The sequence below is a fragment of the Candidatus Kapaibacterium thiocyanatum genome (genome assembly GCA_001899175.1).
GTDB classification, from domain to species: Bacteria; Bacteroidota; Ignavibacteria; order Kapaibacteriales; family Kapaibacteriaceae; genus Kapaibacterium; species Kapaibacterium thiocyanatum.
Genome location: MKVH01000021.1, coordinates 57,501 through 70,386 on the forward strand (window position 1 = coordinate 57,501; position 12,886 = coordinate 70,386).

The 12,886-nt window shown below is 59.3% G+C and carries 6 protein-coding genes; 4 read left to right on the forward strand and 2 right to left on the reverse strand.

Translation table 11 applies throughout. From position 1 onward, the window contains the following. Positions 1-20: 20 nt before the first annotated feature. Complete coding sequence (locus BGO89_06580) at positions 21-803, reverse strand: hypothetical protein (protein ID OJX57856.1); 783 nt, start codon at positions 801-803, stop codon at positions 21-23. 338 nt (positions 804-1,141) lie between these two features. On the opposite strand from BGO89_06580, the gene BGO89_06585 reads away from it, so the two are divergent. From BGO89_06585 to BGO89_06600, 4 genes are all read left to right on the forward strand, one after another. Beyond that, a complete protein-coding gene (locus tag BGO89_06585; GenBank protein ID OJX57633.1) occupies positions 1,142-3,898 on the forward strand; it encodes a hypothetical protein in 2,757 nt (918 codons plus the stop codon). Between the two features lie 476 nt (positions 3,899-4,374). Further along, complete coding sequence (locus BGO89_06590) at positions 4,375-8,778, forward strand: hypothetical protein (GenBank protein OJX57634.1); 4,404 nt, start codon at positions 4,375-4,377, stop codon at positions 8,776-8,778. A gap of 127 nt (positions 8,779-8,905) precedes the next feature. Beyond that, entirely contained in the window at positions 8,906-9,493 is a 588-nt protein-coding gene (locus tag BGO89_06595; GenBank protein OJX57635.1) for a hypothetical protein, read from the forward strand. An 82-nt stretch (positions 9,494-9,575) separates the two neighbouring features. Then, entirely contained in the window at positions 9,576-10,709 is a 1,134-nt protein-coding gene (locus tag BGO89_06600) for a cystathionine gamma-synthase (GenBank protein ID OJX57636.1), read from the forward strand. 105 nt (positions 10,710-10,814) lie between these two features. Here the strand turns inward: BGO89_06600 and BGO89_06605 are convergent, their stop codons facing one another. Further along, positions 10,815-12,488, reverse strand: coding sequence for a phenylacetic acid degradation protein PaaN (locus tag BGO89_06605; GenBank protein OJX57637.1), 1,674 nt, complete (start codon positions 12,486-12,488; stop codon positions 10,815-10,817). Positions 12,489-12,886: the final 398 nt, after the last annotated feature.

A 12,886-nucleotide genomic window follows, 5' to 3' on the forward strand; every position in this document is an offset into this window, starting at 1 on the left:
AATCCGGACGGGAACCGGAATTACGGCATCGTGGCCAGTTCTTCCAATGCGGTTGCAGCCTGTTCCTTGGACGGCGGCTTGCCGTGCCATTCGAACTTGTCGTTCATGAAGGAGACGCCGTGGCCCATGTAGGTACGTGCGATGATTGCCGTGGGAAGGCCCGTGCCCTTGCTCTGGTTCTCCAGGAAGACGTCGAAACCGCGCATGAGGTCGGCGTGGTTATGACCGTCGACGACGACGGTATCGAAGCCGAAGGCACGGCACTTGTCGACGATGGGATAGACGTTCATGACGTCCGGGACGCGGCCATCGATCTGGCAGTCATTGTTGTCGATGATCCAGCAGAAGTTGTCGAGCTTGAAGTGCGAGGCGGACATGGCGGCTTCCCATACGGAACCTTCCTGCAACTCGCCGTCACCGGTAAGGGAGAACACGCGGCGGTCGTTCTTGTCCACGAGCTTGTCGCTCATGGCCATACCGACGGCGATGGAAATCCCCTGACCGAGCGAACCGCTCGACGTCTCGACACCGGGAAGGTGCATGTCGCGTCCGGGGTGCCCCTGGAGGCGCGTACCGAACTTCCGCAGCGTCGCCTGCTCGTCCTTCGGGAAGCAGCCGGCATTGGCCAGTGCGGCATACATGACGGGAGCCATGTGACCGGCACTCAGCACGAAACGGTCGCGACCACTCCACTGCATGTCTTCGGGCTTGTAGCGCATGTAGCCCCCGAAGTACAGCATGGCGAAGATGTCGGCCGATCCCAGCGGACCGCCGCTATGTCCCGATCCTGCGCGTACCAGCATGCGGATGATATCGCGACGGATCTCGTTCGAGATCGGTGCGAATTCCTCCGGTGCACGGCGCACATTCGGGAACGTGGTTGTATTGAATTCCAACGACTGCTTGACAGAGACGTCCATGATGCCTCGTGCGTGATATCGACGGTGACTAGGTAGAACTGCAAAGTTACGAAGCTTGCCGTAACTTTATGGCCTTTCGGGAGGCGTGTGTCACGCCGTGGTACTTTCCCCGCTCGAATCATGAGCGTGAGCCCGGTGGACCATTGCCCAGGCAGCACGATCCGCCGGAACTACTCCAACCTGTCCATCGAAGGATCATGAAGCACGTCCTCCACTTTTGTGTGGCTCTCTTCGCTCTCACCTGTTCGATTAACGCACAGGATGCCAACACCGGTTCCGTCGGAACCGATTTCCGCATAGCGATTCCACCCAATGAAATCGAGGAGTATCCCGCCAAGACCCTCGCGATCTTCATTTCTTCGGCATTCGATACGGAAATCAGTCTGATCGGTCCCGGAATGGCGGAACCGATCAGGCGGCAGATCAAGGCAGGAACCACGTTGACGCTCGACGACAAGAACAGCCCGGTTTCTTGGAGCTGGGAAATACGAGGAATGGAGATCGTCGAGAACAAGGGCATCCATATCACCTCGGAGAAACCTGTCACCGTGTCGGTTCTATCGTCGAAGCAGTTCACATCGGATGGCTTTACGGCGATTCCGACGGTCTCTTGGGACAACGAATACATTGCCGCGTCCTACTACGATTTCAACGAGATCAGGAGATGGGCGGGAGGCTTCATGGTCCTCGCCGGCGAAGACGACACACGCGTCACGATCATGTTGCGTGGAACCGGCTCCGACACCATGAGAACTGCGGGTGGACGCCATATTAATACCGGTGAATCATACACCGTAACGCTGAATGCAGGCGATGTATACGCGGTCAAAGGGGATGCCTCCACACGAGGTGAGTTCGATCTCACCGGCTCGTTGATCAGAAGTACGAAGGCCATCGGCGTCATCGGGTTCCACGAACGTACCACGATGCCGAACAGCGTACGTTACGTCGACGGCTACTGGTACGATGGACGGAACCATCTCTCGGAGATGCTTCCTCCGTTGTCCGACTGGGACACGATCTACGTGACTCAAAGCTTATTGCGTATCCCCTTCGAAGACCGCGATAGCTCCAGCACGCTCTATGGTTCGGGCGACTTCTATCGTGTCGTCGCTTCCGAAGCGAATACGAACGTCGTATGCCGTTACTACGATCCCGTCACCAAACGACAACGTGGCACCTATACGCGAACCATCGACAGAGCGGGTGGCTTCATCGATGTGGAACAGGTCGCGGACCCGAGGGATCTACCCTCCGGTCAGGTGGTGTGGACCTCGGACAAACCGATCCTCGTCTTGCTGCATTCGTGCTCATGGCGCTGGGATCTATCCCGTTATCTCGATCCATTTTCGATCGTTCTCATCTCTCCGTCGAAGCATGCCCCGCTGGCCATGTTCCAGACGGCGCCCATTCTCGACTTCACCAGACACTTCGTCAATATCGTCGTCGGCCCGCTCGGAACGGATAGTATCGCCGTCGAAGACCTGAAGTCCATTACGCTTGACGGCGTTCCTCTCCATAAGCATACCGGGGTCCAGGCCCCTGGCCTACTCGACGGCAAGGTGCCGGGTACGCGGTACTATACGGTAGCGGTCAACCTGGACAGTATCGGCAGGTCATATCGTCTTGCCAGCAATGGCAAGGTGGCGCTTGGCGGACACATCTACGGACATGGCGAGTCCGACGCCTATGGGTGGCCCATCGGCGGTCGCCCTTACTCCCTCATCGGCATCGACACGATGCCGCCCGTTCTCGTCAAGACGCCGGGCTGCGCCTCGTGGGACTTCACGGCAACGGAACTGCGCGATCACCCCAGCCCTCGTGCCCCTCGACCGAAGGCGACGGACCAAGTGGAGTCGGGTATCGCCAGCGTCATGTGGGACGATAACGGCGGCACCAATCTCGCCCTCCTCAACGTCGGCTCCGGCCAGTTCTCCCGTGATTCGGCGCTGAAGGAACGTTCCTTCACCGTACGTGTCGTCGACCCGGCGCAGACGGCGGCGGGCATCGTCGTCGTGCGGGATTTCGCCGGAAACCAGGTCCGCGATACGCTCGTATGGAAGGGGCTTCCCCTGACGCAGCGCACCACGCCGTTCGGCATCACGAGGCCGGGCAGCGTGCGGACATCGACGATCACGATCCGTAACGGCAGCCCACAGCCTCTCGCCTTCACGTCCACGTCGCTCAGAAAGGGCAGCCCGTTCTCCCTGAGGGCACCGATGCTGCCCATCACCATTGCGGCGAACGACAGTATCGTCTGCACCATCGCCTTCGCACCGAAGACGGAGGACGGACCGGGCATCAGCATCGACACCATGACCGTTACGGTCGGCTGCTATCGCATTCCTCACGTCCTCATGGCGACGGCTGGCGAACCCGAGATCGCGGTCGACGAAGTACGTCTCGTCCGTACGTCCGATGCCCCGAACGAGGTATGTATGGCGAATGGTGGCCGCATCGTGAATACCGGTACCGACACACTCGTCGTCCATTCTATCAACGGTGTATCCGGCGGCTTCTCGTACAAGCCCGGAGATCAGTTCACGTTGCCGGTCCGCATACTGCCGGGCGCTCATGTCCTCATCGGCGAGATATGCTACCAGGGTACCGATACCGATATGCATTCCATCGATATCACGGTACGTTCCAATGCCGTACGAGGAGACAGTCTGGCCGTGTGGAGCGTCGTCCGCGATTCCGTTCTGTCCGTCCATGACGACCGTGAACCGGCTACGCGACTGATGCTTCATCCTACTCCGTCGATGGACCGTGTCACGGTGACGACTCAGACGGCATTCCCGACGGCGGAACCTATCGAAATCATCGACGGTAAGGGAATGCGTGTGGGTACGTTCGCACTGCCTGCAGGAACGACGACCATCGAGTTGGATCTTTCAGCCTTTGCATCGGGCAGTTATACCGTTCGTGTCGGGAGTACGTCGGCGGTCCTTTCGGGAAGACTCGTCATCGCTCGATAATGCCATCCGCCCGAACATGCCGGGACTGTCAGGCAACCGACACGGTCGGGTCAGCCGGTGCTCTCGGGAACATGCCTTGAACGTGCATTCCGCATCGCGACGGTTGGAATGAATCCGGCGTATCCACATATCGTGGCGGACAGAGAGAATGACATCAAGCATTCTCCTGCGCTCCGAGGTTGAAGAATGTCACATTTTCCCGGATGAAATGTCGATCGTGGAACACCGTACGAGGTAAGCGGACCATGTTCCCTGCCCCCCGACCCGCAGTCCGGATCGTAGCGTGAAATCGACCCGTATCCACTCCATGGATGTACGGTAAGATATTGCGTTACTTTTTCTTAAATATGCGGAGGGATACTCGGATTCGCCAGGTAACGTATCACCCCGAATCGGGTTGTTAATGGTGTCACATGCGGACGTTTCTAGACTTGGAGGCCTTTATGGTTAGACCTGTACGAATTTTCTCCCTCCTGGTGTGCCTGGTATCGTTACTGGCCACGCTTCCCGTCAGCGCGCAGAAGAAAATCCCGACGACTGCGGAAATGCTGAGTGTGAACGGTGCGCAAGGGAAGGAGTTCTGGATTGCGATTCCGCCTAACGAAATTCAAGCGTATCCGACGAAGTACCTCGAAATCTATGTCGCTTCCGCATACGACACCGAGATCGAAGTGTATTCTCCCGGGGACGGAACGCGTTACCGCAGGACCATCCAGGCCAACGGCATCCGTACGTTGAGCGACAAGAATGGCAGTACGAACTGGGGTTGGGAAGTCCGCGATCCCGAAGTTCCCGTTACCAAGGCCATCCGGATCACGGGAACGCAACCGATCTCCGTCTACGTCCTGTCGTCGAAGCAATTCACATCGGACGGCTATCTCGCACTTCCCACATCCGTGTGGGGTACGGACTACATCGCCACCACCTACTACGACTTCAGTGAAATCAGGAACTGGGGCGGTGGCTTCATCGTGATTTCCCGTGAAAACGGTACGGAGATCGATATCGACCTCCGTGGGTCGGGTGCCGGTGCGGGGCGAACGAAGGGTGGACGGCAGATCAACACCGGCGTCCCCGTTCGTGTCACGCTCGACGAAGGCGCAGTCTACATGGTCCAGGGCGACGGGTTGACGAGAAACACCTTCGACCTCTCGGGCTCCCGGGTCCGCTCGAACAAACCCATCGGTATGATCTCGTTCCATGAACGAACGACGATGCCGAATAGCGTCACCAACGTCAACGGCCAGCTCTACGATGGCCGGAACTGTCTGATGGAGATGACTCCCCCCGTCTCGACATGGGGGAAGAAATACGTCACGATAGGCTATTCGCGTACCAGTAACGGCAAGGGGAAGGGCGATTTCTTCCGCGTATTCGCCTCGCAGCCTAACACGCAGGTGAAGTGGGAGTACTTCGACAACACCTCCTTCGCCAAGCTCGGTGGAGGCGGCGCGGTACTCGCCCAGGCCAGCGATTTCACGGACATCTACCAGGCATCTGCGCCGACCGTCCTGCCTAACGGCATTTCCGTATGGACAGCAGACAAGCCGATCTTCGTCATGCAGTATTCCTGCTCGTGGCTCTGGGACGAGTACAGAATCCTCGACCCGTTCATGATCAACGTCGTCCCGACGGAACAGTTCATCCCGAACACGATCTTCCAGACGCCGACGAATCCCGACTTCCTGGACAACCTGCTGAACCTGGTCGTTCAGGCCGACACGACCGATCCCAACTATCCGGATCTGAAGACATTGGAGATCGACGGTATTCCCGTCTTCGAACATCCCCAGGCAGTGGCACCGCTGCTGTTGCTGAGCCGTCTGCCCGGTACCGACCTCTTCTTCGCCCGTATCCGGTTCAAGACCGAAGCAACGGCGCACAGGATCACGTCGAACGGCAAGGTGAAGTTCGGTGGCTACATCTACGGCTACGGCGATGCCGATGCATACGGCTGGCCGGCCGCAACGGGATTCCGCCCGACGAGTATCCTGGATACACTGCCGCCCCAGTTCACACGAACGTCGGTCTGCGGCGATTACAGCTACGAAGTCACGGAACTCCGCAACATCCCCGATCCGCCCCGCACGCCGTCGCATGACTCGGACCAGGTCGAAACCGGTATTTCCGAAATCGACTTCAACCCCGATCCTGCAGCCGTCAGCACGAACTATCGTATCGTTCTCGAAACGGATACGCAGTTCCCGCGCTCCCCTTCCTACAAGCGCTTCCGCTTTCGCCTGGAAGTCATCGACAAGAGCAAGGATGCCGTCGCATATCTCTACTTCCGGGACTATGCCGACAACCTGTCCTACGACACCGTCTACTACTATGCGGACAAGATTTCGATCACGCCCAATCCCGTCGATATGGGTCGTATCCGCGTCGGTACCTCGCAGCAACAGAACATCGTGATCAAGAACACCAGCAGCGGTCCGGTTACGCTGACCAGTGCCATCCTGAAGTCGGCCACGGACTTCGTGATCACGGCCGGTGCCATCACGGGTGCTCCCGTCGTTCTCCAGGCCGGAGAGGAACACACGCTTACGGTGACCTATACGGCCAACACGGAAACGACGAAGTACGATGAGCCCAATGCCGATTGGGACATCGATACCGTTCTGGTGAAGACGCAGTGCTCCGAGTTCAAGATCGGTGCCCGCGGTATGGGCGTCCAGCCCGTCATCGCCGTCGAGGACTTCGACGCCGGTGTCCGCTCCCTCGACGAAGAGTTCTGCAAGTCCGGTGGCCTCGAGATCAAGAACCTCGGAACGGAACCGCTCGTCATCACCGGCTTCAGCAACGTAGGAAGCAACTTCACGACGTCGACGCCGCTCAATCCTCCCCTGCCCCATACGATCGCGCCCAAGTCCTCGCAGATGTTCACGAACGTCTGCTACAAGCGCGGTACGGTAGGCAGCGACAACATCGACGTCATCATCAACTCGAACGCCGCCACCGGTGACAGCATCTCGAACTGGATCGGCCGTACGCAGACACCTGGTCCGGCTATCCGTGGCTACGACTGGCGCAAGCGCCGGGTCAACACGGCTCACCGCTACCTGGCACGCGTATGGAATTCGGGTAACCAGACCCTGACCGTCACGGACGTCACGTTCACCGATGGCAGCAAGTATTATCCCGCAGGCAGCAACGACGGCAATTTCGTCTTCAAGGTCGGCCGCCTCGTCGACGTCAATGGTAACCCCATTCCTTCGATGGCCCTGACCGGCGACGGCTCGAGCACGAACGATACTGCCTATGCCGAAATCTTCTTCCGTCCTGATGCGCAGACGACGTTCCGGGCCGACATCAAGCCCGTGTTCACGTCTACCGCACCGCAGGATCAGGCTACGCCCGATCGCCTCGACGGTGAAGGTATCCTGCCGACGATCCGCACGAGCGGTGCTTCCATGTCCTGTCAGGAATCCCCCGAAGGACAAGGCATCGTCCAGCAGATCGTGATCACGAACAACGGTACCATGCCGCTCACGATTTCGCGCCTCGCCTTCGCGGCAGGTACGAATCCGGCTTGGCAGTGGGTGACACCGCCGACGCCGGGCACGCCGATCTTCATCGCAGGTAACGGTGGCTCGCAGTCGTTCGACGTACGCTTCACGCGTCCGGTAGGCGGCACGGGATCCTACAAGGTCGTCGTGGAAATCGAGAACGACGCTGTCGTCGGTAACGGTGTCGATACCGGCCTCGTCAATGTCCAGTTGCCCGTTGCCATGGACAGCATCATGGCCGGCCCCTGCACGGGTCCCGACATCGCCGTCACGGACATCGACTTCGGCGACAATCTGACCGGCTGCGATACGCCAGAACTCGAGTTCACCATCGCGAACACGGGTGGCGGTCTGCGTCCGCTCGAAATCCGCGCCATCACACCGGTCGGTGCCGATGCGGCCAACTTCACGATCACGGGCATCTTCGCTCCGAACGGACAGACCGTATCGACCCCGTTCACGATTCCTGCAGGTGCCGTCTACAGGGTCGCCGTACGGTTCAATCCGACGGAACCCAATGCCGCTCCGTGGGCCAACCGTACCTATCAATTCCGTTATCACATCGAGAACTATATCGAAGGTGAAACGACGGAACTGAAGCCCGATGTCTACTCGTCGATCCGTGGCGTAGGCTACGTCATCCCTGTCAATGTCGATCTCTCCAACGACATGACGGGCACCCAGACGCGCGAACCCGGCAAGAAGGTCACCTTCACCGTCAGCGCTTCGTCCAGCAACTGGGGTGCCGCCTCCCTGTCGTCCTTCGTCGCGAACGTGATCTACGACACACGGGCGCTGTCGTTCGACCCGGGTTCGGTACAAGCCGTTGGCGGCTACAGTGGCTGGACAGTCAGCGGTCCGGTCATCACGGCCATCAACGCCACGCAGTCGCAGATGCAGTTCACCCTCACGGGTGCATCCCCGATCACGGCCAATGGATCGATCTTCACCTTCACGAGCACCCTGCTGCTGGCGAACGAGTTCACCTCGAAGCAGGACCTCACGGTGGAACTGCCGCGCGTCTGCCTCATTCCGACGACGTCGGGTGACAGCACCGGTATCTTCAACTGCGCACTCTCCCGCCGCGTCGTGGACATCTCCAAGACGCAGTTCGCAATGGCGAATCCAACGCCCAATCCGTCGTCCAGCGGCCAGGTCACCATCGACATCGGCGTCGGCCTGACGACGGCAACGTCGATCGATCTCGTCAATATCCAGGGCCAGGTCGTGAAGACGTTCGTCAGCACGATCATCGAAAAGGGTGAATACACGCTGCAGTTCCCGACAACCGGCCTCGGCAACGGAGTCTACTACCTGCGGATGCATTCCGGTCCGTTCAGCGCAACCAGGCAGGTCGTCATCGCGGACTGATGTCCGTGTAACCCGACCTTCCATCGACGTGTCTCATGGGCAGCCAAACGGCTGCCCATTTTTTTGGCATTGATATTGTCTCGTCCTTCCGTAGATTCGCACTTGTTGGACTAGCTTTACACTGAGCATGATGACACGTTTCCTCCATACCATACGCTTCACGACATCCCTGGCAGCAATGGCCGCCGTCGTCGTGTTGTGTGCGCCCGCAACCCTGCGCGCCGATCGATCGGCGAAGAAGGGTGTGCCGACGTCCATGGAGAAACGCATGCAGGCGAAGGATCGCAAGGTCCTGGATCTGCTGACGCTCGGTACACCGCTCTACGGTGCTCTGGATGCCACGCTGATGGCCCTGGACAACGGTATCCAGCAGAAGAGCGTCACGGCTCCGGCCCGCCCTGCCACGACGGCACCATCCACGGCTCGCCTGACGATCGGTGCGGATTCCAGCCGCAAGGAGAGCAGGATCGTCTTCGCGCGTGCCACCGCCGATGTCTTCTCGACGCGTGTGGAACTGGCGACGGACGAAAACCAGATCGAAGTCGGCATCTACAACATGCTCGGCAAGAAGGTGCAGGACGTCTACCGTGGCGCCGCATCGCGCGGCCAGCACGATTATTCGCAGCCTATCTCCGATCTCCCCGAAGGCGTCTATATCTGCATCATGCAGGGCAGCGACTTCCGCCGTGCGGAGAAGTTCTATCTCTCGCGCTGAGCGAGACCTTCAACCTGAAATGGTAAATTTGAAGCCGGTCAATCGACCGGCTTTTTTTGTTGCATCCTCCTGAAACCCGGGCATGAACTTCAGCACCAAGGCAATCCACATCGGCCAGGAACCCGATGAACTCACCGGAGCAGTCACCGTTCCCCTGTATCAGACCTCGACCTATGCACAGGAAGAGATCGGACGCCACAAGGGATACGAATACGCACGGACGCATAACCTGACCCGCAGCCGCTGGGAAACATGCCTTGCAGCACTGGAGGATGGTATCGCCGCCTTCGCCTTCGGTAGCGGCACCGCCGCCGTGGATACGGTGATGCGCATGCTCAGCAGCGGCGACCACGTCATCATGGCCGAAGACATGTACGGCGGAACGTATCGACTCGCGAGCAGGATCCTGGAACGCTTCGGCATCACCTTCACGTACGTCGACATGCGCACGCTGGCGAATATCGAAGCGGCCATACGCCCGAACACGAAGATGATCTATACCGAGACGCCGACGAATCCGATGATGACGATCACGGACCTTCGTGGCGTGAGCGCCATCGCGAAGAAGTGCGGAGCGATGATGGTCGTGGACAACACCTTCGCCAGCCCGTACTTCCAGCGCCCCCTCACCCTGGGTGCCGACGTCGTCGTGCATTCGGCGACGAAATATCTCGGCGGACATAGCGATCTCGTCCATGGCATCGTCGCCACGAACGACTCCGCCATCGCCGAGCAGCTCAAGTTCCTGCAGAATGCCGTAGGCGCCGTTCCGGGACCGATGGAATGCTGGCTCTGCCTCCGTTCGGTAAAGACGCTCGCCATCCGCATGGAACAGCATGCCCGCAACGCACAGCGCGTAGCCGAGTATCTCGAACATCATCCTGCCGTCAAGGCCATTCACTACCCGGGGCTTCCTTCCCACCCGCAGCACGAGCTCGCCAAGGCCCAGATGAGCGGCTTCGGCGGAATGATCAGCATCGAACTGGGATCGCTCGAGAAGGCCGTGGCCGTGACCAAGGCCCTTCGTCTCTTCACCCTGGCCGAATCCCTCGGCGGCGTGGAATCGCTCGTATGCCACCCGGTGTCGATGACGCACGGCAGCGTCCCCGTGGCACAACGCGAGAAACTTGGCATCACTCCTGGTCTGATTCGCCTCAGCGTCGGTATCGAAGATGCCCACGACCTTCTGGAAGATCTCAAACAGGCGCTCGCCTGACGAGCTTCGATCCAGCCCTGAACGACAAGTGCCTGATATCCTCGAATGGATATCAGGCACTGCTCTTTTACACTACGATCGTTCGGGCACCCAGGCGACCAGGTCTCAGGCCTGCTTCCTTACTCCTATCACATTGTATCGCCCGGTGACGAAGGACCAGTCCGCGAACGCCGCCGTGCCCGCCGGATTCGCACCCGTGCCATGGAAATCGCTGAAGGCCGCGCTCTGGTTGACCCAGACGAAGGAGGTGAAGTTGAAGGCAACGGGAGCACCGGCATCGACGATACTGTCTTCCGCCTGCTGCATCTTCTCTTCATCCGTCGTGTGGACCAGCGTAGTCAACGCTCCGGTCTCATGGATGCCTGCGATGACCATATCGAGCGCCTGCTGCCAGTCTTCCGTTTCGATCAGGAAGGCGATGGGGCCGAACCACTCCGTATGCAGATGTTCGGCCAAGGGACCGTTCGCCTGCGTGCGGACAAGGAGGGGCGATACGCTGCGGGCCTGATCGAAGCCCGGCTGAGCGACGGGAACGCTGTCACAAAGGATAACGCCACCGAGTTCCTTGACCTTGGCGATACGTTCGAGCGTCATCGGATTCTGGATGGCACCGAGTGTCGACGGGCCCATCTTCGGATTGTTCACGAGGGCATCGATCTTCTCGCGCAACTTCGCCGCAACGGCATCCACGCTGATGCGCTCGCCATTGACGATCATGCCGTCCTTCGCGATATAGATATTCTGCGGTGCCGTGCACATCTGTCCGCTGTAAAGACTGAGTGCGAAGGCAAGGTTGTCGAGCGCCGCATCGAGATCGTTCGTGCTGTCGAGGATGACGCTGTTCAGTCCGGCCTTTTCACTGTACATCACGGCCCGGTTGTTCGCGGCAGCCGTTTCCACGACATCGCCGAAGGCCGAACCGCCGGTATAGTCGATGATACGGGCCGCCTGCAGTAATTCCTTTGTGATCGGGGCGGCCGTGGTATCGGCAGCCAGTTGTACGAGGTCCGCATCGAGCCCTGCGTCCTTGAGCGTCTGCTGTACAGCCGCTACGACGATGGCGATGGGATAGATGGCACCCGGATGGGGCTTGACGATGACGGCATTGCCCGTGACGAGGCCTGCGAACATACCCGGGACGGTATTCCATACCGGGAACGTCGAGCACCCGATGACGAGGTTGAGCCCTTTGGGAACGTTCCGGTAGGTCTTGTCGATCGAGACATTGATCTTGCCCATCGGCTTCGTCCACATCACGTGATCCGGCATACTGGCCTGTGCGGCATAGCCCATGGCGACCGCTTCCAGTGCGCGGTCGAAGGCATGGGGTCCGGAAGCCTGGAACGCCATCACGAAACCCTGTCCCGTCGTGTGCATGGTCGCATAACCGATCTCGAAGAAACTCCGGCTTCCCCGCTCGAGCGCTTCGATGAGGACTGCCGCGCGCTCTTCGGGTGACAGATCCTGCCACTGGGCCTGTGCGGCCTCGGCGCGTGCGAGAAGCGTGGGAACGTCCGGCGTCGGATACGTGATGCCCAGCGGGAATCCGTAGGGAGAGACTTCATCACCTACGGACGGACCCGTCTGCACGAGTCGGCCGAACGGTGCGTTCAGTTGCTGTTTGAACGCGGCCTCGCCATCGGCATTCGCCGTTTCACCGTAGATCTTTCCGCTCGGGGCTTCGGGCCAGTGTGCATAGAAGGTACGGTCGGTATTCGCCTTGACGGCCTCGTGCAGGGTTGCCGAATGTTGTTGTACCAGTTCCTGGATCGTGCTCATAGATGAGGGCGATGAAATGATGGAGAGTCCCGAAAAACAACACGGCGTCCGACACCGCGAACCGCAAAGATACGGTTCTCGCGCGCCACACGCCGCATTGGTGGTTGTAGACGTCGGCTAACGTCTATTCGGCTGGTTTCCGCATTCGCGGACGACGGTGCATCGGGAATGGCTCCAGGAATTGGCCTCGATGGCCATAGTAAAGGACTTCGTCCCAAGTCTCTCGACCCCGCTCCAAGCCCACTTTGCAATAATACCGTTGTTGACAATGCTACAACGATATCGCACACCCGCACTGTTTACAAACAAATCGAACGGACGAAGCACGTTGATTCCTTAACTTAGTGCGATGCCTATTTCACGAACGATCCTGGAACATCGCAGACTGCGAGCATACG